This is a genomic window from Streptomyces sp. NPDC029151 (assembly GCF_055564315.1).
Genome location: NZ_JBVHWQ010000001.1, coordinates 454,943 through 479,890 on the forward strand (window position 1 = coordinate 454,943; position 24,948 = coordinate 479,890).

Sequence of the window (24,948 nt, forward strand, 5' to 3'; positions counted from 1 at the left end):
GATCTGCGTGCACGCGAGAAGTGGTGGTTACGCGTACGGCACCGGGGCCCGTGGGGCGGTGACCAGGGCGGCGTGGGTCCAGGCGGGCTGGGGGGGGGCGGCCGGCTGGGCCACGCCGGCGAGGGACCGGCGGTCGGCGTGGGTGCCCGGCCGGATCAGCGGGTGGACCTCCACCTCGGCGACCAGACCCCGGGTCCGGGCCACCCGCCACAGGGACGCCAGCAGGGTGTCCTCACCGACGAAGGCCGCCGCGGTGCCGGACCCGCCGCCCAGCCGCCGGTAGCGCAGGCCGACGGGCTGGACGGGCACGCCCGCGTCCAGCGCGGCCTGGAACACGGCCCGGCGGAAGCGGCCGTGGGCGCGCCCGCACCAGGTGCTGCCCTCGGGAAAGGCGGTCACGGCCGCGCCCGCGCCGAGGGCGCCGGCGATCTCGGCGACCGTGCCGGGCAGGGCGCGCAGCCGGTCCCGCTCGATGAACAGGGCCCCGCCGCGCGCCGCGAGCGCGCCCGCCACGGGCCACCGCCGGACCTCGGTCTTGGCGAGCATCCGGGCCGGGCGTACGGCGGCGAGCAGCGGGACGTCCAGCCACGAGACGTGGTTGGCGACCAGCAGCAGCCCGCCGCCCTGCGGGGCGGCTCCGGTGATGCGGACCCGGACCCCGACGGCCCGCACGATCATCCGGCACCAGCGCCTGACCCACTCCGCGGGGATCGTCCCGCCGAGCGGGGACAGCGCGACCCCGGCCAGCAGCAGGACCGCGACCGCGGCCAGCCGCAGCACGGCACGGGGTACGGCGGCGACGGCCCGGACCGGCTCCACGCAGGCGCCCGGGGTGCAGGGCGCGGTGGGCAGCCAGACGCTCATCAGGCCGGGACGAGGGAGAGGAAGTGCCGCAGGTAGCGCGGGTCGACCCGGCGCATCGACAGCAGGACGTACAGGTCGGCGACCCCGAAGTGGGGGTCGTGCGCGGGCTCTCCGCACACCCAGGCGCCCAGCCGGAGGTAGCCGCGCAGCAGCGCCGGGAGGTCGGTGCGGCCGGCCGGGACCTGGGTGTTCGGGACCCAGGGCAGCAGCGGGCGGACCCGGAGCTCCTCGGGCGCCAGGTGCCTGTCGCGCACCCGCTCCCAGGTGCCGGTGGCGAGGGCGCCGCCGTCGGCGAGCGGCACGGAGCAGCAGCCCGCCAGCCACTCGTGGCCCCGGTCGGTCATGTAGCGGGCTATCCCGGCCCAGACGAGGCCGATGACGGCGCCGTCGCGGTGGTCGGGGTGGACGCAGGAGCGGCCGACCTCGACCAGGCCGGGCCGGATCCCGTTGAGGGCGGCGAGGTCGAACTCGCCCTCGGAGTAGAGCCGGCCGGCGACCGCGGCCCGCTCCGGGGGCAGCAGCCGGTAAGTGCCGACGACCTGCCCGGTCACCTCCTCGCGGACGAGGAGGTGATCGCAGTAGGCGTCGAAGGCGTCGACGTCGTGCCCCGGCTCGGCGGTGGCCAGCAGGGCCCCCATCTCCCCGGCGAAGACGTCGTGCCGCAGCCGCTGCGCGGCACGCACGTCGGCCTCGTCACGGGCGAGGGTGACGGTGTAGCGGGTGGGCGCCGCGGGCTGCGGGGGGCGGTCGAGGGTGGTCACGCCGGTCATGGCTCTCTCCTGGGCACGGGCCGGGTCGGCGACGGGGGCGGCGGGCCGGGTGCGTACGGCCTGCCGCTCCTGTTCTTCCGACGCCGGTTGGCGTGCGCGTGACGGATGCCGGGAGAGCGGATGTGGGGGTGGTGAACGCCGGGATCAGCCGTCCTCGGCCACGGGTGAACGCCGGGGTCAGCCGTCCTTGGCCACGCATCCGGCGAGCAGCCGTCCGGCCTCCTCCGCGTCGAGCACCCGCTCCAGGACGAGGTCACCCGTCATGTGCGGGAAGAACCGGCCGGCGGGCCAGCTCCGCTCGTACGGCGGCGGGTCCAGGACGAGCAGTCGTACGCCGTCCACGACGGGGATGTCGGAGGGGGTGCCCTCGTTCCACACCCAGTCGCCGGACGGGGTGACGAGGTTGAAGGACCCGGTGGTGTCCACCTGACCGGGCCGGTCCCGGCAGACGGCGGCCTCCTCGGCGGAGGGGGCGCGTCCGGGCAGGTGGCCGCCGCCGATCAGGACGTCGGCGAGCAGGGTGTGCAGCTGGAAGATGTCGCCGATACCGCTCATGCGCAGCGCGTAACCGGTGCCGGTGGGGCGGTGCAGCACGACCAGCGGTTCGTCGTCCAGGACGAGCAGGGCGTAGGCCAGGCACTTGAAGTCGTGACCGGAGGCCTCCTCCACCGAGCGCAGCGTCCGGAACAGGCGGGCGCGGGTGCCGGCGTCGAGGGCGGTGCGGACGGCGGCGTGGTTGAGCATGGCGACGGAGGCCATCTCCCAGTGGTGGAGAGTGAGCCAGGCGATGGCCTGGTCCTGGCCGACCCGGTCGAGGAGGTCCTCGGGCGGCTCCTCGGCCTGCGGGTCGGGGAAGTCGCCGCCGCCGGTGGCCGCCCAGCGGTCGCAGAACTCCCGGGCGCCGTCGAGGGCTCCGTCGAGGCCGGCGAGGACCCGGGGTGCGCAGGCGGTGGGGTCGGCGCCGCGTTCGACGCACGCGCCGACGAGCACGGCGACGGTGGCGCGGGGTGCGGCCGGCATCTCGTCCAGAATCGCTGCGAGGCGTGGCCCGGCCTCCCGGAACTCCTGGTCATCCGCCTCGCCGAAGTACCGGTGCAGTTCCTGGAAGTGCTGCAGCGAACGGTCGGCGTCCTGCGCGCGTACGGCGGCCTCGAAACCGGCCACCGCGTCGAGGAACCGCCCCCTCCCCCTCGTTTCGAAGATCATGCGGGGAGCCTACAAGGGCCCGGAACACCAGACGGGGCCGGGGAGCACCTCCCGGCCCCGCCCGCCCGCCTCCGTCCGGCGAACGTCCTCGGGTGGTGACGGCTACCGCTTGCCCGCCTTCCGGGCGGCCCGCAGCCACTCCTTGTTCATGCTCGTGATCGACATCAGCGGAATGCCCTTGGGGCAGGCGGTGGCGCACTCACCGGCCAGCGTGCACCCGCCGAAGCCCTCCGCGTCCATCTGCGCCACCATGTCCAGCACCCGCGTCTCCCGCTCGGGCGCCCCCTGGGGCAGCACGTTGAGGTGGTTGACCTTGGCGGAGGTGAACAGCATCGCCGCGCCGTTCGGGCACGCGGCCACACACGCCCCGCACCCGATGCACTCGGCGTGTTCGAACGCGAAGTCGGCGTCGGCCTTCGGCACCGGGGTGGCGTGGGCCTCCGGCGCGGACCCGGTCGGCGCGGTGATGTAACCGCCGGCCTGCATGATCCGGTCGAAGGCCGACCGGTCCACCACCAGATCCTTGATCACCGGGAACGCGGACGCCCGCCACGGCTCGATGTCGATCGTGTCGCCGTCCCGGAAGGACCGCATGTGCAGCTGGCAGGTGGTGGTGCGTTCCGGTCCGTGCGCGTCGCCGTTGATGACGAGGCTGCACGCGCCGCAGATGCCCTCGCGGCAGTCGTGGTCGAAGGCGACCGGCTCCTCCCCGGCGAGGATGAGCCGTTCGTTGAGGACGTCCAGCATCTCCAGGAAGGACATGTCGGGCGAGATGTCGTCCACCTCGTAGGTGGACATCGCTCCTTCGGCGTCGGCGTTCTTCTGCCGCCAGACGCGCAGGGTGAGCTTCATGCGTAGCTCCGCTGGGTGGGGTGGACGTACTCGAAGACCAGGTCTTCCCTGTGCAGGACGGGCGCCTCGCCGGTACCGGTGAACTCCCAGGCGGCGGCGTAGGAGAACGCGTCGTCCTTGCGGGCGGCCTCGCCGTCCGGGGTCTGGGACTCCTCGCGGAAGTGGCCGCCGCAGGACTCGGTGCGGTGGAGCGCGTCGAGGCACATCAGCTCGGCGAGTTCCAGGTAGTCGACGATGCGGTTGGCCTTCTCCAGCGACTGGTTGAACTCCTCGCCGGTGCCGGGCACCCTGATGCGGCGCCAGAACTCCTCGCGGATCTGCGGGATGCGCTCCAGGGCTTTGCGCAGCCCGGTGTCGGAGCGGGCCATGCCGCAGAACTCCCACATCAGCTCGCCGAGTTCGCGGTGGAAGGAGTCCGGGGTGCGGTCGCCGTCGACGGCCAGCAGCAGGTTGATCCGGTCCTCGGTCTCGGCCAGCACCTCCTGGACGACGGGGTGTTCGTCGGTGACCGGTTCCTGGTGGGGGGTGCGGGCCAGGTAGTCGTTGATGGTGGCCGGCAGCACGAAGTAGCCGTCGGCGAGGCCCTGCATCAGCGCGGAGGCACCCAGCCGGTTGGCGCCGTGGTCGGAGAAGTTGGCCTCGCCGATGGCGAACAGGCCGGGGACGGTGGTCTGGAGGTCGTAGTCGACCCACAGGCCGCCCATCGTATAGTGCACGGCCGGGTAGATCCGCATCGGCACCTCGTACGGATCCTCGTCGGTGATCCGCTGGTACATGTCGAACAGGTTGCCGTACTTGCCCTCGACGGCCTTGCGGCCCATCCGCTCGACGGCGTCGGCGAAGTCCAGGTAGACGCCCTGGCCGCCGGGGCCCACTCCCCTGCCCTCGTCGCAGACGTTCTTCGCGGCGCGGGAGGCGATGTCGCGGGGCACGAGGTTGCCGAAGGACGGGTAGATGCGCTCCAGGTAGTAGTCGCGCTCGTCCTCGGGGATCTCGTTCGGCGGGCGGGTGTCGCCCTGGGCCTTCGGCACCCAGATCCGGCCGTCGTTGCGCAGCGACTCGCTCATCAGCGTCAGCTTGGACTGGTGGTCGCCGGTGCGCGGGATGCAGGTCGGGTGGATCTGGGTGAAGCAGGGGTTGGCGAAGTAGGCGCCGCGCCGGTGCGCCCGCCAGATCGCCGTCGCGTTGGAGTTCATGGCGTTGGTCGACAGATAGAAGACGTTGCCGTAGCCGCCGGAGGCGAGGACGACGGCGTCCGCGAAGTACGTGTCGATCTTCCCGGTGACCAGGTCCCGGGCGACGATCCCGCGGGCCCGCCCGTCGACGACGATCAGGTCCAGCATCTCGGTGCGCGGGTGCATCTCCACGTTGCCCGCGGCGATCTGCCTGCCGAGGGCCTGGTAGGCGCCGAGGAGCAGTTGCTGGCCGGTCTGGCCGCGGGCGTAGAAGGTGCGGGAGACCTGGACGCCGCCGAAGGAGCGGGTGTCGAGCAGGCCGCCGTACTCGCGGGCGAACGGCACGCCCTGGGCCACGCACTGGTCGATGATCTCGACCGAGATCTGGGCGAGCCGGTGCACGTTGGACTCGCGGGCCCGGAAGTCGCCGCCCTTGACGGTGTCGTAGAACAGGCGGTGGACCGAGTCGCCGTCGTTGCGGTAGTTCTTCGCCGCGTTGATGCCGCCCTGCGCGGCGATGGAGTGGGCCCGGCGCGGGGAGTCCTGGTAGCAGAACTGGACGACGTGGTAGCCCTGTTCGGCGAGGGTGGCACCCGCGGAGCCGCCGGCGAGGCCGGTGCCCACGACGATGACCGTGTGCTTGCGGCGGTTGGCCGGGTTGACCAGCTTGGCCTCGAAGCGGCGCCTGTCCCAGCGTTCGTGGATCGGTCCGTCGGGGGCCTTGGTGTCGGTGACCGGCGTTCCGGTCGTGTAGTCGGCGTAGGTCGTCATGTCAGCTCACCACTCCGGTCATGACGCCCACGGGTACGGCGACGAAGCCGGCCGTGAGCAGCAGCGCGAGGACGTTCGCGAGGGTCTTCAGGGCGCGGTCGCGGGTGCGGCTGCCGACGCCGAGGGTCTGGGCGGCGCTCCAGAAGCCGTGCCGGACGTGCAGGCCGAGCGCCAGCATCGCCACGATGTAGACGACGTTGCCGTACCAGGTGGAGAAGGTGTCCACGACGTTCTGGTACGGGTGGCCCTCCTGGAAGCCGCCGGAGTGCGCGGTGCCGGTGGTCAGGTCGAGCACGTGCCAGACGACGAACAGGCCGAGGATGACACCGCCCCAGCGCATGGTGCGGGTCGCATAACCGGCCCCGGGCTTCTTGTGCACGTACTTGCTGGGCCGTGCCCTGATGTCGCGGCGGCTGAGCTGGTACGCGGAGGTGGCGTGGGCGACCACGGCGACGACGAGGACGATCCGCACGAGCCAGAGCGTCCACCCGTAGTGCATGAAGGGTTCGCCGACCGTGCGCAGCCAGTGGGCGTAGTGGTCGAACTCCCCCGCGCCGAAGAAGATCTTCAGGTTCCCGATGACGTGGGCGACCAGGTACAGCAGCATGATCAAACCGCTGACGGCCATCACGGTCTTCTTGCCGACGGAGGAGTCCCACATCGTGCGCGCCATGGACGGCCGTCGGTCCGTCCGCGTTGCCAGAGCCATGGAAATGACGCTAGGGCCGAACAGGCCAATCGGTCCAAGACATGGTGCAGCTGGATTCCATAGGCGGAAGCTATCGTGGCTCCATGCAGTTCCAGCAGCTCCAGTACTTCGTGGCCGTTGCGGAGGCCCGGCACTTCACCCGGGCCGCCGAGCTGGTCCATGTCGCCCAGCCGTCGCTGTCCCAGCAGATCAAGGCGCTGGAGCGGGAGCTCGGCGCGGACCTCTTCCTTCGCGCCCGGGGCAACATCACGCTCACGGACGCCGGGGAGGCGCTGCTGCCGCTGGCCCGGCGCATCCTGGCCGACGCGGACACCGCACGGCAGGAGGTGCAGGAGCTGGTCCAGCTGCGGCGGGGGCGGGTCCGGCTGGGGGCGACGCCGAGCCTGTGCACGGGATTGCTGCCGGATGTGCTGCGCGCCTTCCACGACCGGTATCCGGGGGTCCGGCTGCTGATCGAGGAGGGGGGCTCCCACGACCTGGTGCGGGAGCTGGCACGCGGCGCGCTCGACCTCGCGCTCGTCGTGCTGCCGCTGCCGTCTCCGGCGCCCGCGCTGACGACGGTGGAGCTGCTGCGGGAGGACCTCGTGGTGGTGTCCTCACCGGAGGCTCCGGCCCCCGGCCGGGGCGGGCGGGCGGTGGAGATCCCCGACCTCGCGGGGGAACGGATGGTGATGTTCCGGCACGGCTACGACCTGCGGGAGCTGACCGTCGCGGCGTGCCGCTCCGCGGGGTTCGAGCCGGACTTCGCCGTCGAGGGCGGCGAGATGGACGCGGTACTGGGATTCGTCCGGGCGGGGCTCGGCGTGGCCGTCGTACCGCGGATGGTCGCCGCCCGGGCGGGCCGCGGACTACGCGTCACCGCCCTGGCCCGCCCCGGCCTGCACCGCACCATCGCCCTCGCCCACCGCAGCGACGTGGCTCCGCCCCGGGCCGCCCGGGAACTGCAGCGGATGCTGCTGGAACGGTAGGCGCCACGGACGAAGCCGCGGACGGCACCGGCGGAGCCATGGACGGCGCCAGCGGAGTCACAGGCGATCCCGGCGGAACGGCAGACGGCACCGCCAGAGCCACGGAGGATACCGGCCGAGCCATGTCGGGCGCTGGCGGAGTCACGGGCGATCCCGGCGGAACGGCAGACGGCACCGCCAGAGCCGCAGACGGTACCGGCCGAGCCGCAGGTGGCGCCGACGGAGTCACAGGCGACCCAGGCGGTACGGCGGTCGGCACCGGCGGAGCCGTGGACGGTACCGCCAGAGCCACGGACGCTACCGGCAGACCCCCAGGCAACCCCGGCGGAACAGCAGACGGCACCGCCAGAACCGTGGACGGTACCGGCGGAACCGCCTGCGGCACCGGCAGGCCCCAGGCGATCCCGGCGGAACAGCGGGCGCCACCGCCAGAGCCGCGAACGGTACCGGTCGAGCCGCAGACGGCGCCGACGAAGTCACAGGCGACCCCGGCGGAACCGCGGGGCGCCACCGGCGGAGCCACGGACGCTACCGGCAGACCCCCAGGCAACCCCGGCCGAACAGCAGACGGCACCGCCAGAGCCGCGGACGGAACCGGCGGAACCGCCTGCGGCACCGGCAGGCCCCAGGCGATCCCGGCGGAACAGCGGGCGCCACCGCCAGAGCCGCGAACGGCACCGGTCGAGCCGCAGACGGCGCCGACGAAGTCACAGGCGACCCCGGGGGAACCGCGGGGCGACCCCAGCGGAGCCGTGGACGGCACCGCCAGAGCCACGGACGCTCCCGGCAGACCCCCAGGCCACCCCGGCCGAACAGCAGACGGCACCGCCAGAACCGTGGACGGTACCGGCGGAACCGCCTGCGGCACCGGCAGACCCCAGGCGACCCCGGCGGAACAGCGGGCGGCACCGCCAGAGCCACGGACGCTACCGGCAGACCCGCAGACGGTGCCGGCGGAGCCGGCGGAGCCGGCGGTGGTGCCGGTCAGGTGAGGACGGCCGGCTTGAGCACCTCCTCGCACCAGCGGCGGAAGGGCGTGGGCGCGGTCTCGGGGGTGGAGGGGGCCGTGCTGCCGTAGAAACCCTGCTCGGCCGTCGCGGACGCGAGGTCGGTCACGCCGCGCGCCCAGTCCTCGCTCGCGCCGTGCCGCAGCAGCGTCGCCTTGTACTCCGCCTCGCCGAGCCGCCGGAACCGGACCGGACGGTCCAGCACCTCGGACACCACGCGCGCCATGTCCTCGGGTGTCAGGGCGTCGGGACCGACCGTCGGGACGTCCTCCTGGCCGGTCCAGGTGCCGTCGAGCAGCAGCCGTGCCGCCACGGCGCCGATGTCACGGGTGGTGCAGGTGCGCAGTACCCGGTCGCCGTACGTCGCCATGGTGATCACACCGCTGTCGCGGATCGCCGCAACCTGGTGGAGCAGGTTCTCCATGAGGTACGGCGGGCACAGCGCGCGGTGGTGGACGCCGGTGGCCCGGATCTCCTCGTCCATGGCCAGCGACGCCGAGATCTGCCCGGCGTTCCGGGCGACGCCGCGGCCCAGGGTGGACACACCGACGACCCGCTCGACGCCCTCGGTGCGGATCGCGTCGATCAGGGGCCGGCCGAAGGCGCGGAAGTGCCCCTCGAGGCTGGGGGCGGTGGGCGCCGGCGGCACCAGCCAGAAGACGCGGTCGACGCCCGCGCACGCCTTGGCGGTGACGTCGGGGTCGGCGTGCGAGCCGCTGAAGGTCTCGACGCGGGCGCGTACGCGCGGGGACAGGCGGGCGGGGTCCCGGACGATCACGCGGATCTCCCCCGCCGCGTCCCCGGCGTCGAGGAGGGAGTCGAGGACCCGGCTGCCGATCTGGCCGGTCGGGGTGGTGACGAGGATCATGGAAGGCTCCTGGCACATGGGGAATCGGGCGTGGTCGAGCCTGCCGTCCGGCCTCCCGCAACTGAAGGACCGCTTCGCTCCGGGTTGTTACCCTGAGGGTAATACCGGCCCTTTAGGGCAGCTGCCGAAAGGAGGGCGAAGCCGTGGAGTCCCGCCCGCTGCGCTACTTCGTCGCCGTCGCCGAGGAACTCAACTTCGCCCGCGCGGCCGAACGCCTCGGCATCTCCGCCCCGCCCCTGTCCCGGGCGATCCGCCGGCTGGAGACCGATCTCGGGGTCACCCTCTTCGAACGGACCACGCACAGCGTCGCGTTGACCCCGGCGGGCGAGGTGCTCCTCGCGGAGGGGCGGTTCGCGCTGGACGCCCTGGAGGCGGCCGGCCGGCGGGCCCGGCGCACGGCGGGCCCTGACCGGACGCTGGTCCTGGCGGTCAAGGCCGACGGCGACGCGGGCCTGCTGGAGCCGGTCCTGGAGCGCTACGCCACCGACCCCGCCGCCGTACCGGTGACGGTCCGGCTGTGCGACTGGCTGGAGCAGCCGCCAATGCTGCGCCGCGGCGAGGCCGACGCCGCGCTGGTCCACGAACCCTTCGACCGCACCGGCCTGGACAGCGAGACCCTGGTCGCCGAGCCGCGGGTCGCGGTGCTCGGCGCGGCGCACCCGCTCGCCGCCCGCGACCGGGTCCTGCTCGCCGATCTGGGGCTGCGCCCCGGGGACCTGCACCGGTTCCTGGAGGAGACGCGTCGCGAGAGCCGCGATCTCGCCCAGGTGCTCACCCGTGTCGCCCTGGGCGAACTGGTCACCGTGCTGCCGGCGTCCGTCGCCGACCGCTATCCGCGTCCGGGCGTCGTCTACCGGCCCGTCCCGGACGCGCCGCCCTCGCTGCTGGCGATCGCCTGGCCGCAGCAGTCCCGCTCCACCGCCACCGCGGCACTCGTCCGGGCGGCCGCCGCCGTGGCCGCGACCGCCAGGGAGGGACACGACGGCGCGGCTCAGCCCGTGGCGTCCACCAGGGCCAGGTCGTGGAGCCTCTCCGGCGGGCCCGGACGGGCGTAGTACCAGCCCTGGGCCGTGTCGCAGCCCAGTATCCGCAGTTGCTCGGCCTGGGCGCCGGTCTCCACGCCCTCGACGGTGACCGCGAGATCGAGGCTGTGGGCCAGCGTGACGATGCCCTCCACGATCTTGAGGTCGACGGGGTCGGCCGGGAACTGCTGCATGCCCTGGGTGAAGGAGCGGTCGAGCTTGAGGACGCTCACCGGCAGGCGGCGCAGGTTGGCGAGGTTGGAGTAGCCGGTGCCGAAGTCGTCCAGGGCGATGTCGACGCCCATCTCGGCCAGCCGGCGCAGGGGTTTGAGTAGGTCGTCGTCGGCGCCGATGAGCGCGGACTCGGTGACCTCCAGGCAGAGGGCGTCCGGGGTGACACCCGAGCGTTCGAGGATGTCGACCGTGTCCTGCACCAGGCCGGGGTGGCTGAGCTGGCACGGGGACAGGTTGACGTTGATGCGCAGCGGACCGGCGGCGGTCTCCTCGCCGTGGCGCTCGCGCCAGGCGCGGGCCTGGCGGATCGACTCCTCCAGGACCCAGCGGCCGAGCGGCACGATCAGTCCGGTGTGCTCGGCGAGCGGGATGAAGCGGTCGGGTCCGAGGACGCCGTGCTGCGGGTGGAGCCAGCGCACCAGGGCCTCGGCACCGCGTACGCTGCCGTCGCCGAGGTGGACCAGGGGCTGGTACTCGATGAAGAACTCGCCGCGTTCCAGGGCCGTCGGCAGGGCCGTGGTCAGGCCGTGGCGGGTGATCGCGCGGGCGTCGGCCTCGGGGTCGGCGAGTTCGGAGCGGTTGCCGCCGGCCGACTTGGCCCGGTACATGGTGATGTCGGCGCTGCGCAGCACCTCCGCCGCGGTGCGCTCGCCGGCCGGGCCCTCCACGATGCCGAGGCTGCCGCGCACCATGAGGTCACGGCCGTCGATGCTGATCGGGGTGACCAGCGCGTTCATGATGCGTTCGGCGAGTTCGTCCACCTTGCGTTCGGTGCCGGGGCCGGTGGTCAGGGCCACGAACTCGTCACCGCCGAGCCGGGCGACCATCTCGCCGGGCGCGGTCGCGCAGGACTGGAGCCGGTCGGCGACCTCCACCAGCAGCCGGTCGCCGGCGGCGTGGCCGAGGCTGTCGTTGACCGTCTTGAAGCCGTCCAGGTCGAGGTAGCACAGGCCGAAGCGCTGGCCCTCGCCCGCGTTCAGGGCCTTCTCCAGCCGCTCGAAGAACAGGGAACGGTTGGGCAGGCCGGTGAGGGCGTCGTGCGTGGCCTCGTAGCGCAGCCGGAGGTTGAGCAGGCGGCGCTCGGTGGTGTCCTCCATCAGCGCGAGCTGGTACTGCGGGGTGCCGTCGGCGTCCCGCAGCAGGGAGACCGTCAGGTTGGTCCACAGGACCGTGCCGTCGGTGCGGTTGAAGGCCTTCTCCACGTGGTAGTGCTCACGCTCGCCGCGCACGAGTTCGTCGTAGAGCCGCCAGGTCTGCGGGGCGTCCTCGGGGTGCACCCAGTCCTGGACGCGCCGGCCGCGCAGGGACTGCTCGGAGAGGCCGAACATGCGCAGCAGCGCCTCGTTGACCTGGAGGATGTTGCCGTCGAGGTCAGCGATGCCGATTCCTATCGCGGCGCCTTCGAAGACCGCGCGGAAGCGGGCCTCGCTCGCGTGCAGCGCTTGGGCCACCACGCCCTGGGCCCGCAACGCGGCCTGGGCGATGGCCTGCTGCTCGGCGAGGGTGCGCTCGCGCAGCGCCTGGGCGTAGCCGGCGGCCATCGCGTGCTGCAAGCGCGAGGAGCGCATGCGCAGTTCGTCCTGCGGGCCGTCCTCGCCGCAGTACAGGACGAGGTAGGCGTCCACGCAGTCCAGGGTGCGGGCGAGGGCCTCGGGGTCGGTGCAGTGCGCCCCGACCAGGGCGGCGCCCACGGCCTTCGCCGCGTCCGCGTCGAAACTGCGGGCGCGCAGCAGCTCGCTCAACCGATCGGCGAGGGGCCGGAGTTGCTCCTCGAACTCGGCGCGGGTCAGCGACGTGGAGGTCACCGGGAAGAGGGCCCGGCTCCAGATCGTCGTCAGCCGGCGCAGTCTGTCCTCCGGCCCGTCCGGTTCCGCGCTCACGCCGTACGCCCCACGCCGGCGAATCCGGAGAAGGCATACGGATCCTCGTCCTCCGGTGCCGATTCCGGCCGCCAGCGCGGCATCGGCACCAGTCCGGGTTCCACCATGTCGTACCCCTCGAAGAACCGCGCGATCTCGTCGCGCGAGCGCATGATCAGCGGGTTGCGAATGTCCTTGTACACGTCCACCGCGCCCTCGGCCCGCTCGGCGGGCAGCGGGATTCCCTCGTACGAGGCATGGGTGAGGATCAGCAGGCTGCCGGGCGCGAGCGCCTTGCGCAGCTCGGCCACCGCACCGTACGGGTCGTCCGCGTCTTCCACGAAGTGCAGTATGGCAACGAGGAGCAGGGCCACTGGCCGATTCAGGTCGATCAGCCGCTCCAGCCGGGGGCTCGCGAGGATCTCGTGCGGCTTGCGGAGGTCGGCCGCGACCACGTCGGCGTCGTCGTTGCCCGCCAGTACGGCCTGGCTGTGGGCCACCGCCACCGGGTCGTGGTCGACGTAGACGACACGGGCGCCCGGTACGGCCTTCTGCGCCACCTCGTGGACGTTGCCGAAGGTCGGGATGCCGGAGCCGATGTCGAGGAACTGGGTGATGCCCTCGTCGGCCGCGAAGCGCACGGCCCGGCGCATGAACGCCCGGTTGGCCTGCATGATCTTCGGCAGGCCCGGCATGAACTCCATCGCCTTGCGGGCCGCTTCCCGGTCGACCTCGAAGTTGTGCGAACCGCCCAGGTAGTAGTCGTAGATCCGCGAGACGCTGGGCACCGAGATGTCGATGCTCCGTGGGGCCCAGGCGGGACGCTCCATGTGACTCTCCAAGGCGTGGACAGGTGTAGGCGATCCGGTGTTCGAGCTGAGGCTACTGATCGCCCGCCAACGGAGCGACCTGAACCGGAAATTGACCGTCCGTTCCCGGTCACTGCCTGCGGCAAGTGCCCGTATCACCCCGCTGTGTGACGGCCGGGCGGCCGGGCGCGCCCAGCGCACACGACGATCCGCCCCCTCCGTGCGGTGCGGAGGGGGCGGATCTTCGGCCGCGCGTCGGGCGGGGGCGGGGCGATCGACCTGGGGAGGTGATCTACTTGCCCGGCGCGCCGACCGGCTTTCCGTCGGGCGAGACGGCGTACCAGGTGCCGCCCACGCCCTGACCGTTGGTGTCGCCGGGGGCCTTGTCCCCGGAGAAGGTGTAGATCGGCCAGCAGTTGACCGTCATCTGCTTGACGCCGTCGGGACGGGAGAAGGACATCAGGCCCTTCTTCTTCACGCCCTCGGTGTCGTCGGCGTTGACCGGTCCGACGGCCGGCCACTTCTCCAGGCAGGCCCCGGTGCAGTGGGAGACGGGCTTCGGCCAGGCCTGGTCCTTCAGGAAGCGGTAGACCGTCATGCCGTTCTTGTCGACGATGACGTCACCCAGCTTGGGGTCCTTGCGGACGGACAGACCGGGCAGGTCGGACAGCTTGGCCTTCTTCCCGGAGGGGGCGAGGGCGAACCACTTGCCGCCCACACCCTGGCCGTTGACGTCCCCGGCGTTGACGTCCTTGGCGTAGCGGTAGGCGGGCCAGCCGCCGATGGTGAGCTGCTTGGAGCCGTCGGCCCGTGTGACCTCGCCGAGCAGCGCCTTGTCGATGCCGGCGCCGGCGGTGGCGTCGTCGGCGGGGACCGGCGGCCAGGTGGTGGCGCAGTCGCCGGCGCAGTTGGACTTGGGCGGGTTGGCGGTGTCCTTGTCGAACCGGTAGAGGGTGAGGCCGGAGCCGTCGGTCAGCACGTTCCCCAGTTCGGGGTTGCTTGCCACGGAGAGCTTGCCCGCGGGGGTGGCCGGCGCCGCGGAGGCGGAGGCCTGGTTGCCGTCGGCGCCGTACCCGTTGCCCGCGCCGGTCTGGGTGCCGCTGCCCGGGTTGCCGTAGTCGCCGGCCGCGGCCGTGGCCCCGACGTTCTGGGCCGCCGAGGCGGGAGTGGTGGTGTTGTCCTGACCGCACGCCGTCGTCAGCGCCAGCACCGAAGCGGCTGTGGCCACCAGTGAGGCGGTCCGCCAGGAGGTCTTCATCGTCAAACTCCCCATTATCGCCTGGATATTGCAGCGCCCTGCTGCGCCGCCGCACGGCCATGGGTACGCAGCGGGGGGGCCGGCGCGTTCAACGGCGTCCGGAATTTCTTTCCGGACCCCGTGACGGGGCGCGGCGCGCCGGCGCGGCCTCGTCCGCTCGTCAAACCTCCGACCGCGCCTTCTCCCTCGTTCGGAGCAATCTCGGCGCACTACGGCGCACGGCGGCCGTCCACGCCTCATGATCTGCGTCGTGCATGGACCCGAAGTGACCCGATGCGCGCCCGCCACGAGGGCCGTGGCCCTGTTGACGCTGACCTGGGCCCTGGTGGGCTGTCCGGCCGGCACCGCGTCGGCCGACGCCTGCGCGTTCGCCTCGACGGGACCGGACGGCACGGTGGCGGTGGCCTACGCCGGCGGCCACCACTGGCCCGACCCGCCCTGCCCGAAGCCGCCGCCCCCGCCGCCGTGTCCGCCCACACCGACGCCCACACCGACGCCGACCCCGACCCCGACACCGCCTCCGAAGCCGACGCCCACACCCAGGCCGACGCCGAAGCCGACCCCCACGCCCCGCCCGAAGCCCACACCCACGCCGAGGCCGCCCGCCCGGCCCGCTCCGCCGCCCCCCGCGCCCCGGCCGACGCCCACGCCGGTGGCGCCCAAGCCCACACCCAAGCCGAAGCCCAAACCCACCCCGCGGCCCGCCGCGGCCCCGGTGGGCTACCCGGCGTACCACCCCCACACCATCAGCCACCCGCAGCGCGGCCGCACCAAGCCCGTCACCTACGTCCTGCTCATCACCGTCCCCGCGATCGTCGCCGTCGCGGCGCTGCGCCCGCGCTGACGCGCCGGCCCGCTCACCCCTTGGAGGCACCTGTTGTCGGATTGGCTTGTTCTCGTCCTCGCGATGCTGGGGGCCTGTGCCGTGGTGGTGGTCATCACGCTGCTACGGCACCGGACGGCCGCCGAGGACGAGGATCCGAGCGAGACCCCGGACGTCATCGAGTACATGACGATGTGGATCGGCGTCATCTACGCCATCGTGCTGGGCCTGGCCATCGCGGGCGTGTGGGAGGCCCGCAACGCCGCCCAGGACTACGTGCAGACCGAGGCCCAGGCGCTGCACGAGATCTCGGAGCGGGTCCGGGTCTACCCGCCGGACGTCCGGGACGGCATCCGCGCGGACGTGAACGCCTACGTCGCGTACGTCGTCCACTCCGAGTGGCGGACGATGGCGCACGAGGAGCGCGTCACGGACCGCGGCACCGAACTGCTGCGGCAGGTCCGGGCGGACGTCACCGACTACCGTCCGAAGAACGACTTCGAGGCACAGGCCTACCAGCCGCTGCTGGACCAGCTCGCCACCGCCGACCAGGCTCGCAACGCGCGGGCCGACTCCACCGGGGCCACCATGCCGCCGGTGGTGTGGTGGGGGCTGCTCACCGGGGCGCTGATCACCATCGGCATGGTGTTCGCGCTCCAGATCCGGCGCACCGGACGCGAACTGGTCCTGGCCGGGCTGTTCTCCGCGACCATCGCCTTCATGCTGTTCCTCATCTGGGACTTCGACGCGCCCTACAGCCGGGGCATCGCGGTGACCGCGGAACCCTTCCTGAGCCTGTTCCCGGGCGCGGGAGGCTAGACCGTCCCTTTCGGATCTTGCCGCCCCGAGGCACCGGGCCCAGCGGTCGGGGGATCGGCGCCTCGGCGCAAGGCGCGGCGGCGCCTACCGGCGGCGGGGGGTCTGCTGGGCCAGCACGCTGGTGGCGCGCTCCAGCAGGGCGCAGAGGGCGGCGTGCTCCTCGGGCTCGAAGGCATCGGTGAGGGCGCGTTCGAGGACGGTGACCTCATGGTAGGCGCGGTCCAGCACGGCGCGGCCCCGCTCGGTCAGGGACGTGAGGAGGACCTTGGCGTGGGCCGGTGACGCCGTACGGGCGACGAGGTCCTTCCTTTGGAGGCCGGTCAGGACGGTGGCCATGGTCTGCTGGGTGACGCCGCAGGCCCGTGCGAGCTGCGCGCCGGACAGGTCCGGTTCCGCCGAGAGCGCCAGCAGCACGGTGTACTGCGTCATGGTCAGACCGTGGCCGCGCAGGACGGCCTCGTGGTGGCCCATCAGAGCCTGTTCGGCGCGCCGGATGCGGCTGCACAGGTAGTCCTCTGCCGGGATGCCGGCTTCGTGGTTCGCCGCCGCGTCGGCCATCGACCCCTCCCTTTTGAATCAGCTTTCTTAGTTGACTCAGGATGCTGAGACACATACGGTCGCCACATCCCCGCCTGTATCAGCATACTGATTCACTTGGAGCAGAGTCATGAAGGCTGTCGTCCTGGACACCGACGACCGGTTCCGCCCTACCGAGGTCGACCGGCCCGTTCCCGGGCCCGGCGAGGTCGCCGTCGCCGTCCGCCACGCCGGGATCCAGTGGGGCGACGTGCTCGTGCGCCGCGGCCACTTCCCCGTGCCCCGGCCCTTCGTCGCCGGGTTCGAGGCCGCGGGTCGGGTCGTCGGCGTCGGCCCGGGTGTCGACGGGGCGATGCTGGGACGGCCGGTCACCGCGCTGACCGGTGGGGGCGCCTTCGCCGAGGTGGTGATCGCGCCGGCCGCGCTCACCTTCCATGCCGAAGGGCTCGACCCGCGCACCGCCGCCGCGTTCGGCTGGGCGACGCCGACCGCGTACGACCTGATCCACACGGTCACGCGGGTGCGGCCGGGTGAGCGCGTCCTGATCCACGCGGCGGCCGGCGGCGTCGGCACCATGGCCGCGCAGTTCGCCCGGGCCGCCGGAGCCGGCCGGATCGTCGGAGTGGTCGGCGACACCGAACGGGCCGCCTACGCGGCCCGGTTCGGCTACGACCGGCTGATCACGCGGGCGGAGTTCACTGACGGGGACGGCTTCGGCGAGGAAGAGGCGTTCGACGTCGTCCTCGACCCGGTCGGCGGCCCCACCCGCCTGGCGAGTGCGCAACGGCTGGCGCGGCACGGCAGGCTAGCGATGTACGGCGCCCTGTCCGGGGCGGCGCCCGTGGCTCTCGACACCGACCAGCTGCTGATGAACGGCCGGTCCGCCCTGTCCTACAACAGCGACCTGCTCAGCCGGACCCACCCGGAACGGCTCGCCGACAGCGCCCGGCACGCCCTGCGAGCCGTGACCGAGGGCCGCATCCGGCCGGACGTCACCGCCGAGTACGAGATGGCCGACCTGGACGCGGCTCTGGACCGGCTCGCCGAAGGAAGGACGCACGGCAAGAGCATCCTGCGCGTCGCGCCGCACCTGGCCTAGGCGTGTCCTTCAGATCATCGGATCGTTGGGTGATGTGTGTCGTTGACTGACGCCCAGTGGGCCCGTATCGAGCCGTTGTTGCCGGACCGGACCGGACGCCGCAGCGGGGTGGACGGTGACGCGATCACCGGCAGGTGATCGACGCGACTGCGTTCAATACCGCACCGGCACGCCGTGGATGGACCTGCCCGAATACCTCGGGTCGGGCCCCGGCCGACGAGCCGGCCGACCATGCCCTCGGCCGGTCCCGCGGCGGACTGACCACCGAGGTTCATCTCGCCGCCGACGGCCGTTGCCGCCCGCTGGCCTTCGTCATCACGCCTGGGCAAGCCGGTGACGCACCCGCATTCGAGCGATCATGGCCCGCCTACGGGTGCCCGGCCGATCGGCCGTCCCCGAGTCACCCCGGATGTGATGCTGACCGACAAGGCCTGTTCCTCCCGGGCGATCCGGCGGCATCTACGGCGGTGTGGGATCCGGGCGGTGATCCCGGACCCCGCCGACCAGGCCGCCAACCGCAATGCGCCTCGGCCGCCGCCGCGGCCGCCCGCCGGCCTTCGACCGTGAGGCCTACAAGCAGCGGAACACCGTTGAGCGGTGCATCAACAAGCTCAAGCAGCGGCCGTACCGCCGGGGCGCCGGCCCGGTGGGGCGGGGCCAGGGCCGGACGCCCTCCTCCGCCTTGCAGCCGCACGCAGCAGACCCCGCCCAGGCTGGCCGACAGGCAGCGTCGCCCGGAGCCGGCCTGATCCGAAGGAGAGGGTCACGACAGGCCTTCGCCCCCGTCTCCGTGCGGAGTCGGGGCGAAGGCCTGTCGCTGTGCGAGGGCTCGGGCGCGGGGGCGGCTCCGGTGGCCCCGGCGGCCTGCCGGGGCGCTCAGGCGCGCTTCTCGTTCCGGCGACGCAGCCAGAAGGCCCCACCGCCGACCAGGGCCGCGGTCACCAGGCCACCGCCGATGGCCACGTCGGCCGGCGTGGCTCCGGTGGTCCTGCTTCCGCCGATGCCGCCGTTGACACCGCCGAGCACGGTGAAGGCGTCCCGGCGGGTCAGGGTACGGCCGTCGCAGCGCACGGTGACGTCGTACCGGCCGCGGCGGGCGTCGCGGTCGACGATGGCGACACCCCGCGCGGTGTCGTCACGGAACGGCTCCAGCCGGATGGTGCCGAACGCGTCGGAACTCGCCGTACCGGACGTGCAGCCGTTGACGATGATGGTGAGGCGGCCTCCGGCGGGCAGGACGTCGGGCGTGACGAAGATGTCGCGGGAGTTCACACCGTCACCGTGGCCCTCGCCCTCACCACCGCGTCCGTTCTCGCGGCCGAAGTCGCCGCCCCGGTCGCCGCCTTCACCCCCGCGGCCGTTCCCCTCGCCCCGGCCGTTCCCCTCGCCGCGGCCGTTCCCTTCGCCGCGGCCGTTCCCCTCGCCCCGGCCGTTGCCGTTGCCTCCGCGGCCGTTGCCGTTGCCGTTCCCGAAGCCCTCGCCCCCGCGGCCGTTCCCGTTGCCGTTGCCGTTGAAGTTCCCGTTGCCGTTGAAGTTCCCGTTGCCGTTGCCATTGCCATTGCCATTGCCGTTGAAGTGGCCGTTCCCGTTGACATTGCCGTTCCCCGGGAAGACGCCGTTCCCGCTGAAGGTGCCGATGTTGCCGGTGCCGGGGACGATGACGGTGGTGTTGTCGGTGCCGCTCGGTCCGCCCCCGTTGCCCATGCCGTCCGCGACGGCCACCGGGGCGGCGAGCCCGAGCACGGCGACTGTGGTGCACGCCGCCGCCAGGGCACGTTGGTTGCGCATGTGATCCTCCGCGGGAGGTCACCGGGGCCCGTCCCCGGTGGATCGGCGAGGAACACCTCCCAGGCAAGACCCTCGGACGCGCGGAACACGCCCGCATGTCGAGAATGGTCCGTCCCGGTGATCCGACACGCCGACGGACAACCACACAATCTGATATTGCCGCAGGTCACGGACCGTCAGAAAATTCCTGGGAACGGCAACTCGGATGGCTCACCGGACGGGCGGCCCGCCACCCGTTCGCCGATCATCCCGTCGCCCCCGGCCCGCACGGGATTTAGCGTTTTCCCATGCGCGACGGACGTGGGGACGACCGCGTCGAGAGGGGATGGCGAATGTCTGCGTCCAAGCTGTCCGAGCTTGCCGAGGAGGAAGCGCGGCGGAGGAAACGCGCCCCGTGGGGCGTCATAGCGCTTGCCCTCCTGTCCGGCCTGGCGCTCATCAGGAACGGTTCCGGGGAGTTCGACGTCGGCCCGCCGCAGCCCGCCTCCGCGGCGGCCCCGGACACCCGCGCCACCCCGGGCTCCCTCGCGCCCGCGCCCGCCGCGCTGCCCTTCTCCCCCGTGCAGCGGGTGCGGATCCCGGCGATCCGGGTGGACGCGCCCGTGGTGCAGGTCGGCCTGGACGCGGACGGCTGGGTGGCCGCACCGCCGCCGGACAACCCCAACCTGGCCGGCTGGTTCACCGGCGCCGTCTCCCCGGGGGAGAAGGGCACCGCGGTCGTCGTCGGGCATGTCGACAACAAACAGGGCCCCGCCGTGTTCTACGGCCTCGGTGCGCTGCAGAAGGGCAACCAGGTCGAAGTCCTGCGTCAGGACGGGCGGACCGCGGTGTTCGAGATCTACGGCGTCGAGGTCTTCGCGAAGAACAACTTCCCCGGCGACCGCGTGTACGGCTCGAAAGGCACCCCGGAACTCCGGGTCATCACCTGCGGCGGCGGATTCTCGAAGCAGAACGGCTACGAAGGGAACGTCGTCGTCTTCGCCCGTCTGGCCGCGGTGGTCTGAACCGCCGCGGCCGGGACGCTGACCGTCACACGCGCCGGCGCGGCACGCTGATGCGGTATCCGGAGTCGATCAGGTAGGGCAGCCATTCCCGGATGGCGTGCACGGTCTGCGAGCGGTCGCCCCCGGCGTCGTGGGAGAGCACCACGACCCCGGGGGCGGCCCCCTCCTCGATCCGGTCCACGATGGTGTCGGTGCCCGGCTCCATCCAGTCGGTGGTGTCCACGGTCCACGCCATGGGCTCCATCCCCATGTCGGCCCCCAGTTGGAAGGCGGCGCGGTTCCAGGCGCCGTAGGGGGCGCGGAACCACTGCGGGCGCTCGCCGTACGCGTCCTCGATGGCGTCGCTGGTGCTCTCCATCTCGTCGCGGATCTCCCCCCGGTCGAGTTCGGTCAGCAGCGGGTGCGTCCAGGTGTGGTTGCCGACGACATGCCCCTCGTCGGCCATCCGGGCCAGCAGTTCCTTGTTCTCGACCACGCACTCGCCGCAGACGAAGAACATCGCCCGTACGCCGTAGCGGGCGAGGGTGTCCAGGATGTGCGGGGTGTACTCCGGGTGGGGGCCGTCGTCGAAGGTCAGCACCATGCGCCGGCCGCGCCCGGAGATCTGCAGGATGGGCTCCTCGCGCACCTTCAGCTTGCGGGGCGCGGCGCGCGGCGGGCCGTACCCGGTGAGCGGTTGGAGCCGGAAGGCGGAGGGCGCCAGCGCCTGGCGGGCCTGCGGGCCGGCGACGGGCGCCGCCGCGGTCCGGGCGGTCTCCTCGGTGCCGGCCAGGACGACTCCGGCGGTGCCCGCGGCTCCCAGGGCGGCCCCGCCGGCGAGGAGCATCCGGCGGCGCGTGAACAACTGATCCTTCTGCATGCCCCATCAGTCGCCCCGCCGGGCTCCGGCGCGTCCCAACGACACCGGTGGCGCTGCGGGAATGCACCCGGACAGCGGAGTGGACGCGGGTCCGGGCGAGGAGACGGGGCCGGCTCAGGGTTCCGGCCCCGTGCTCGCTCGGGCCCGGCCCCGTCCCCTCCGGCGAGGCCGGACACCGGCACGGACGGCGGGCCCGTCGTGCCGGCGGGCCGCCGTCCGGTCTCCGGGTGCCCTCTCGGCGTCCATGAACTCCACGAACTCCACATGTCCCGCGGTTCCGGTCACGGTGCATCAGGTGGGCGGGCCCGGACAGCCGGGGGAACCGCCGGTTCCGATAGCCTCACGGCCGTGACGGAACAGCACGAGCAGCACGAGCAGCACTCCCACCGGTTCGAACGGGGCAGGGACGGACCGAAGGTCATCCTGGTCGGCGTGGACGGCTCCGACTCCTCGATGCGCGCCGCCGCGTACGCGAGCGGGCTGGCCCGGCGCCAGCACGCGCTGCTGGCGGTCGTGTACGTGCAGCCGGTGCTCGCGGCGGGGGCGGCCCTCGGGGCGCCGGTGGCGGAGACCACCGACGAGATCGCCGAGGACCTGGTCGCGCAGATCCGGGAGGCGGCCGAGCGGCTCAGGGGGATCTTCGAGGTGCGCTGGGAGTTCCACACCTTCCGCGGGGACCCCTACAGCGGGCTGGTGCAGGCGGCGGACGAGCTGAAGGCGGACGCGGTGGTGGTGGGCGCCTCGGAGCAGGCCGGGCACCGGATCATCGGCTCGGTGGCGGTACGCCTGGTGAAGGCGGGACGCTGGCCGGTGACGGTCGTGCCGTAGGGCGCCACAGCGGCGGCGGGACGGCCGGCAGCGGGCACCGGACCCCGGGGCCGGCCGTGCGTGGCGTCTTCCCTGGGCGGCGGCCCTGAGACATCATGATCGGCCGTCAGCCGTTGCCGTGGGCGAAGAGGTGAGACGCATGGCCAGGATCCGCGCGGGTGAGGGAATTCTCCGCCGCAAACCCATCGAGCACATCGAGGAGACCGAGGTCGGCGAGGGCACCCGGCTGGACAGGTCGCTGGGGCTCTGGCAGCTCACCGCCATCGGCGTGGGCGGCATCATCGGCGCGGGCATCTTCACGCTGGCCGGCACGGTGGCGAACGGGACGGCCGGGCCCGCGGTGCTGGTGTCCTTCCTGGTCGCCGGTCTCGCGAGCGCCTGCGCGGCGCTGTCGTACGCCGAGTTCGCCGGGATGATCCCGAAGGCGGGGTCCGCCTACACGTACGGGTACGCGGTGCTCGGCGAGTTCGCGGGCTGGTTCATCGGCTGGGACCTGCTCCTGGAGTACACGGCGATCGTGGCCGTGGTGGCCATCGGCATCTCCGGCTACTTCAGCTTCCTCGTCGAGGAGCTGGGCGCCGGCCTGCCGCAGTGGATGCTGGGCGCGCCCGGGACCGGGCCCGGGCACCGGGTCGACCTGTTCGCGGCCGTGCTCTGCCTGCTGATCGCCTGGCTGCTGAACCTGGGCATCCGCAGCGCGGCCCGCTTCGAGACGTTCGTGGTCGGGCTGAAGGTGCTGGTGGTGCTGCTGGTGATCGGGGTGGGCGTGTTCCACATCAACACCGGGAACTACCACCCGTTCTTCCCCTACGGCATCAGCGGGGCGTTCACCGGCGCCGCGACGGTGTTCTTCGCGGTGTTCGGCTACGACGCGATGTCGACGGCGGCCGAGGAGTCGAGGGACGCCCAGCGGCACATGCCGAAGGCGATCGTCTACTCGCTGGTGATCTCCATGGTGCTGTACGTGGCGGCCTGTCTGGTGCTGACGGGCATGCAGAACTACCGGCACATCGACAAGGAGAGCGGCTTCTCGACGGCGTTCAAGTCGGTGGGGCTCGGCGCGCTGGCGGACGTGATCGCGGTCGGGGCGATCATCGGCATCCTCACGGTGATGTTCACGTTCATGCTGGGCGTGACCCGGGTGTGGTTCGCGATGTCCCGGGACGGGCTGCTGCCCCGGTGGTTCGCCAAGACGCACCCGACGCGGCACGTGCCGACCCGGGTGACCTGGATCGTCGGGGCGGCCTCGGCCGTCATCGCCGGGTTCGTCCCGATCGGTGAGGCGGCGCAGCTGACCAACATCGGCATCCTGCTGGCGTTCGTGGTGGTGTGCGCGGCGGTGATCGTGCTGCGTTACCGGCGGCCGGAGCTGCCGCGCACCTTCCGGACGCCGGGGATGCCGGTCGTGCCCGCCCTGGGTGTCCTGTTCTCGATCTGGCTGATCACGTTCCTGCAGTGGCAGACCTGGGTTCGGTTCGCGGTGTGGTTCGCGATCGGCTGCGTGATCTACTTCGGCTACTCCTACCGGCGCTCGGTGCTGGCCGACCGGCAGCCCGCCGAGTGACCGGTACGCCGGTCACTCCCCCATGACCAGGCCGTCCTGGGCGGCGCCGCGGCTGAGCACCACCTGGCGGATCCGGTCGCGCCGGGCCTGCAGTTCGGCGCCCCGGTCGATGGCCTGGTTGAGGTTGACGACCCGGCCGGCGTCGAGGTCGTACAGCTGCGGGACGAACTCGGCCTTCGTGACCCGCCAGGCCTCGCCGGGCCGGGCGGGCGGGGCGAAGGTGAAGCGGCCGAGGGTGGACTCGTTGCCCCGCGGGTCCTGGGCGCCCTCGCCGTTGTACATCTCGCCGGCGATCTGGTCGCCCATCCCGTAGATCACCCAGGTCCCGTTGACCTTCTCGTACGCCTGCGGGACGTGGGCGTGGGTGCCGAGGATCAGGTCGATGTCCCGGTGGCCGTCGGAGGCGGAGGCGGTGAGCCGCCGGGCGAGGGAGAGCTGGAGCCGGTCGGGTTCGTCCTGCCACTCGGTGCCCCAGTGCACCGAGAGCACGACCACGTCGGCGCCGGCCTTCCGGGCGGCACGGGCGTCGGCGATCATCCGGTCGGCGTCGATGAGGTCGACGGCCCAGGGCTGCCCGGGCGGCATCGGGTTGCCGTTGGTGCCGAAGGTGTACGACAGGTGGGCGACCCTGGCCGAGCCGGCCCGCAGCACCGTGGCCGTGCGGGCCTCCGCCTCGCTGCGGGCGGTACCGGCGTGCCGGAGGCCGGCCCGGTCCATGGCGTCGAGGGTGCGCCGGATGCCGGCGGCGCCGTCGTCGAGGGCGTGGTTGGAGGCGGTGGAGCAGCCGTCGTAGCCGGTGGCGGCGAGGCCGTCGGCGATCTGGGGCGGGGACTTGAAGACGGGGTAGCCGGCGTAGTCCCCGTCGGCCCCGTAGACGGTCTCCATGTGACACAGCGCCAGGTCGGCGCCGGAGACGACCGGTTGGACGCCGGCCAGCATGGGGCGGAAGTCGTGGCCTCCACCGTCGGCGTCGTAGGCGGCCCGTTCGATGACGGAGGTGTGCGGCAGCACGTCCCCTGAGGCGACGAGGGTGAAGCCGCGGGCCGCGGTGGGCCCGGATTCTCCTTGGGCGCCGGTATCCCGGTGCTGGTTCTGGCAGGCCGCCCCGGCCGCGAGGACGGCGGTCAGGGCCAGGGCCACCTGCTGTCTGCGTCCGATCATCAACTCACCCCAGGATTGTCGTATATACAGACGAAGCCGTGACGGGCATATGGGTATGAAGCTGATGAACCGGATAAACAGACCGGTGGGGTCA

At 72.6% G+C, this 24,948-nt stretch carries 23 protein-coding genes and 1 pseudogene; 9 read left to right on the forward strand and 15 right to left on the reverse strand.

The genetic code is table 11. The features are described from left to right. Positions 1–27: 27 nt before the first annotated feature. The 6 genes from ACZ4VF_RS01835 to ACZ4VF_RS01860 form a co-directional block, all read right to left on the reverse strand. Entirely contained in the window at positions 28–864 is an 837-nt protein-coding gene (locus ACZ4VF_RS01835) for a lysophospholipid acyltransferase family protein (protein ID WP_467922509.1), read from the reverse strand. Continuing rightward, a complete protein-coding gene (locus tag ACZ4VF_RS01840; RefSeq protein WP_467922510.1) occupies positions 864–1,634 on the reverse strand; it encodes a GNAT family N-acetyltransferase in 771 nt (256 codons plus the stop codon). Before ACZ4VF_RS01840 ends, ACZ4VF_RS01835 begins: the two co-directional genes overlap by 1 nt. 177 nt (positions 1,635–1,811) lie before the next feature. After that, positions 1,812–2,840, reverse strand: coding sequence for a hypothetical protein (locus ACZ4VF_RS01845; protein WP_467922511.1), 1,029 nt, complete (start codon positions 2,838–2,840; stop codon positions 1,812–1,814). Positions 2,841–2,942: 102 nt separating this feature from the next. Further along, positions 2,943–3,692, reverse strand: coding sequence for a succinate dehydrogenase/fumarate reductase iron-sulfur subunit (locus ACZ4VF_RS01850; RefSeq protein WP_467922513.1), 750 nt, complete (start codon positions 3,690–3,692; stop codon positions 2,943–2,945). Beyond that, positions 3,689–5,638: a fumarate reductase/succinate dehydrogenase flavoprotein subunit gene (locus ACZ4VF_RS01855; RefSeq protein ID WP_467922514.1), complete on the reverse strand. Its 1,950-nt coding sequence runs from the start codon at positions 5,636–5,638 to the stop codon at positions 3,689–3,691. Before ACZ4VF_RS01855 ends, ACZ4VF_RS01850 begins: the two co-directional genes overlap by 4 nt. 1 nt (position 5,639) lies before the next feature. Further along, entirely contained in the window at positions 5,640–6,311 is a 672-nt protein-coding gene (locus ACZ4VF_RS01860; protein WP_467923745.1) for a succinate dehydrogenase, read from the reverse strand. A gap of 119 nt (positions 6,312–6,430) precedes the next feature. Here ACZ4VF_RS01860 and ACZ4VF_RS01865 point away from each other — a divergent pair, with 119 nt between their 5' ends. Next, the gene (locus ACZ4VF_RS01865) at positions 6,431–7,315 is read left to right on the forward strand and encodes a LysR family transcriptional regulator (RefSeq protein ID WP_467922516.1); all 885 of its coding nucleotides are present in this window, start codon (positions 6,431–6,433) and stop codon (positions 7,313–7,315) included. A 984-nt stretch (positions 7,316–8,299) separates the two neighbouring features. Here the strand turns inward: ACZ4VF_RS01865 and ACZ4VF_RS01870 are convergent. Beyond that, on the reverse strand, positions 8,300–9,190 hold the full coding sequence (locus ACZ4VF_RS01870) for an NAD(P)H-binding protein (protein WP_467922517.1): 891 nt from the start codon (positions 9,188–9,190) through the stop codon (positions 8,300–8,302). Positions 9,191–9,333: 143 nt separating this feature from the next. Here ACZ4VF_RS01870 and ACZ4VF_RS01875 point away from each other — a divergent pair, with 143 nt between their 5' ends. Further along, positions 9,334–10,245, forward strand: coding sequence for a LysR family transcriptional regulator (locus ACZ4VF_RS01875; protein WP_467922520.1), 912 nt, complete (start codon positions 9,334–9,336; stop codon positions 10,243–10,245). Here ACZ4VF_RS01875 and ACZ4VF_RS01880 read toward each other — a convergent pair. The 4 genes from ACZ4VF_RS01880 to ACZ4VF_RS01895 all read right to left on the reverse strand — a co-directional run bounded on the left by ACZ4VF_RS01880 (position 10,182) and on the right by ACZ4VF_RS01895 (position 15,035). Continuing rightward, complete coding sequence (locus tag ACZ4VF_RS01880; protein ID WP_467922521.1) at positions 10,182–12,326, reverse strand: putative bifunctional diguanylate cyclase/phosphodiesterase; 2,145 nt, start codon at positions 12,324–12,326, stop codon at positions 10,182–10,184. The genes ACZ4VF_RS01875 and ACZ4VF_RS01880 overlap by 64 nt on opposite strands. Then, complete coding sequence (locus ACZ4VF_RS01885; RefSeq protein WP_467922522.1) at positions 12,323–13,135, reverse strand: SAM-dependent methyltransferase; 813 nt, start codon at positions 13,133–13,135, stop codon at positions 12,323–12,325. The genes ACZ4VF_RS01880 and ACZ4VF_RS01885 overlap by 4 nt, the downstream gene beginning before the upstream one ends. A 271-nt stretch (positions 13,136–13,406) precedes the next feature. Further along, entirely contained in the window at positions 13,407–14,372 is a 966-nt protein-coding gene (locus ACZ4VF_RS01890) for an SCO0930 family lipoprotein (RefSeq protein WP_467923746.1), read from the reverse strand. Positions 14,373–14,777: 405 nt separating this feature from the next. Then, positions 14,778–15,035, reverse strand: a complete 258-nt coding sequence (locus ACZ4VF_RS01895; RefSeq protein WP_467922523.1) for a hypothetical protein — start codon at positions 15,033–15,035, stop codon at positions 14,778–14,780. Between ACZ4VF_RS01895 and ACZ4VF_RS01900 the strand changes: the two genes are divergently transcribed. Together ACZ4VF_RS01900 and ACZ4VF_RS01905 are read left to right on the forward strand one after the other, a co-directional pair. Then, a complete protein-coding gene (locus ACZ4VF_RS01900) occupies positions 15,025–15,216 on the forward strand; it encodes a hypothetical protein (protein WP_467922524.1) in 192 nt (63 codons plus the stop codon). The genes ACZ4VF_RS01895 and ACZ4VF_RS01900 overlap by 11 nt on opposite strands. 33 nt (positions 15,217–15,249) lie before the next feature. After that, positions 15,250–16,014: a bestrophin-like domain gene (locus tag ACZ4VF_RS01905; RefSeq protein ID WP_467922525.1), complete on the forward strand. Its 765-nt coding sequence runs from the start codon at positions 15,250–15,252 to the stop codon at positions 16,012–16,014. Between the two features lie 84 nt (positions 16,015–16,098). On the opposite strand, the gene ACZ4VF_RS01910 is transcribed toward ACZ4VF_RS01905, so the two are convergent. Further along, a complete protein-coding gene (locus ACZ4VF_RS01910; RefSeq protein ID WP_467922526.1) occupies positions 16,099–16,572 on the reverse strand; it encodes a MarR family winged helix-turn-helix transcriptional regulator in 474 nt (157 codons plus the stop codon). A 109-nt stretch (positions 16,573–16,681) separates the two neighbouring features. Between ACZ4VF_RS01910 and ACZ4VF_RS01915 the strand changes: the two genes are divergently transcribed. After that, on the forward strand, positions 16,682–17,650 hold the full coding sequence (locus ACZ4VF_RS01915) for a quinone oxidoreductase family protein (protein ID WP_467922527.1): 969 nt from the start codon (positions 16,682–16,684) through the stop codon (positions 17,648–17,650). Between the two features lie 236 nt (positions 17,651–17,886). Beyond that, a pseudogene (locus ACZ4VF_RS01920) lies at positions 17,887–18,266 on the forward strand (transposase); the annotation flags it as partial. A gap of 260 nt (positions 18,267–18,526) precedes the next feature. On the opposite strand, the gene ACZ4VF_RS01925 reads toward ACZ4VF_RS01920, so the two are convergent. Next, positions 18,527–19,438 carry a hypothetical protein gene (locus ACZ4VF_RS01925; RefSeq protein WP_467922528.1) on the reverse strand — a complete coding sequence of 304 codons (912 nt, stop codon included), beginning with the start codon at positions 19,436–19,438 and terminating at the stop codon, positions 18,527–18,529. A gap of 332 nt (positions 19,439–19,770) precedes the next feature. Between ACZ4VF_RS01925 and ACZ4VF_RS01930 the strand changes: the two genes are divergently transcribed. After that, positions 19,771–20,442 carry a class F sortase gene (locus tag ACZ4VF_RS01930; protein WP_467922529.1) on the forward strand — a complete coding sequence of 224 codons (672 nt, stop codon included), beginning with the start codon at positions 19,771–19,773 and terminating at the stop codon, positions 20,440–20,442. Positions 20,443–20,467: 25 nt separating this feature from the next. Here the strand turns inward: ACZ4VF_RS01930 and ACZ4VF_RS01935 are convergent, their stop codons facing one another. Next, entirely contained in the window at positions 20,468–21,301 is an 834-nt protein-coding gene (locus ACZ4VF_RS01935; RefSeq protein ID WP_467922530.1) for a polysaccharide deacetylase family protein, read from the reverse strand. A 348-nt stretch (positions 21,302–21,649) separates the two neighbouring features. On the opposite strand from ACZ4VF_RS01935, the gene ACZ4VF_RS01940 reads away from it, so the two are divergent. Further along, entirely contained in the window at positions 21,650–22,129 is a 480-nt protein-coding gene (locus tag ACZ4VF_RS01940; RefSeq protein WP_467922532.1) for a universal stress protein, read from the forward strand. A 139-nt stretch (positions 22,130–22,268) separates the two neighbouring features. After that, entirely contained in the window at positions 22,269–23,693 is a 1,425-nt protein-coding gene (locus ACZ4VF_RS01945) for an amino acid permease (protein WP_467922533.1), read from the forward strand. Positions 23,694–23,705: 12 nt separating this feature from the next. On the opposite strand, the gene ACZ4VF_RS01950 is transcribed toward ACZ4VF_RS01945, so the two are convergent. Further along, positions 23,706–24,854: a CapA family protein gene (locus ACZ4VF_RS01950; RefSeq protein ID WP_467922534.1), complete on the reverse strand. Its 1,149-nt coding sequence runs from the start codon at positions 24,852–24,854 to the stop codon at positions 23,706–23,708. Positions 24,855–24,948: the final 94 nt, after the last annotated feature.

What these genes read in the sequence shown, in the direction of transcription:
- ACZ4VF_RS01950 (WP_467922534.1), bottom strand. Translation starts at nt 24,854, where the DNA reads ATGATCGGACGCAGACAGCAGGTGGCCCTGGCCCTGACCGCCGTCCTC.
- ACZ4VF_RS01885 (WP_467922522.1), bottom strand. Translation starts at nt 13,135, where the DNA reads ATGGAGCGTCCCGCCTGGGCCCCACGGAGCATCGACATCTCGGTGCCC.
- ACZ4VF_RS01870 (WP_467922517.1), bottom strand. Translation starts at nt 9,190, where the DNA reads ATGATCCTCGTCACCACCCCGACCGGCCAGATCGGCAGCCGGGTCCTC.
- ACZ4VF_RS01860 (WP_467923745.1), bottom strand. Translation starts at nt 6,311, where the DNA reads ATGGCGCGCACGATGTGGGACTCCTCCGTCGGCAAGAAGACCGTGATG.
- ACZ4VF_RS01925 (WP_467922528.1), bottom strand. Translation starts at nt 19,438, where the DNA reads ATGCGCAACCAACGTGCCCTGGCGGCGGCGTGCACCACAGTCGCCGTG.
- ACZ4VF_RS01850 (WP_467922513.1), bottom strand. Translation starts at nt 3,692, where the DNA reads ATGAAGCTCACCCTGCGCGTCTGGCGGCAGAAGAACGCCGACGCCGAA.
- ACZ4VF_RS01935 (WP_467922530.1), bottom strand. Translation starts at nt 21,301, where the DNA reads ATGCAGAAGGATCAGTTGTTCACGCGCCGCCGGATGCTCCTCGCCGGC.
- ACZ4VF_RS01835 (WP_467922509.1), bottom strand. Translation starts at nt 864, where the DNA reads ATGAGCGTCTGGCTGCCCACCGCGCCCTGCACCCCGGGCGCCTGCGTG.
- ACZ4VF_RS01915 (WP_467922527.1), top strand. Translation starts at nt 16,682, where the DNA reads ATGAAGGCTGTCGTCCTGGACACCGACGACCGGTTCCGCCCTACCGAG.
- ACZ4VF_RS01865 (WP_467922516.1), top strand. Translation starts at nt 6,431, where the DNA reads ATGCAGTTCCAGCAGCTCCAGTACTTCGTGGCCGTTGCGGAGGCCCGG.
- ACZ4VF_RS01910 (WP_467922526.1), bottom strand. Translation starts at nt 16,572, where the DNA reads ATGGCCGACGCGGCGGCGAACCACGAAGCCGGCATCCCGGCAGAGGAC.
- ACZ4VF_RS01890 (WP_467923746.1), bottom strand. Translation starts at nt 14,372, where the DNA reads ATGAAGACCTCCTGGCGGACCGCCTCACTGGTGGCCACAGCCGCTTCG.
- ACZ4VF_RS01945 (WP_467922533.1), top strand. Translation starts at nt 22,269, where the DNA reads ATGGCCAGGATCCGCGCGGGTGAGGGAATTCTCCGCCGCAAACCCATC.
- ACZ4VF_RS01845 (WP_467922511.1), bottom strand. Translation starts at nt 2,840, where the DNA reads ATGATCTTCGAAACGAGGGGGAGGGGGCGGTTCCTCGACGCGGTGGCC.
- ACZ4VF_RS01930 (WP_467922529.1), top strand. Translation starts at nt 19,771, where the DNA reads ATGTCTGCGTCCAAGCTGTCCGAGCTTGCCGAGGAGGAAGCGCGGCGG.
- ACZ4VF_RS01855 (WP_467922514.1), bottom strand. Translation starts at nt 5,638, where the DNA reads ATGACGACCTACGCCGACTACACGACCGGAACGCCGGTCACCGACACC.
- ACZ4VF_RS01840 (WP_467922510.1), bottom strand. Translation starts at nt 1,634, where the DNA reads ATGACCGGCGTGACCACCCTCGACCGCCCCCCGCAGCCCGCGGCGCCC.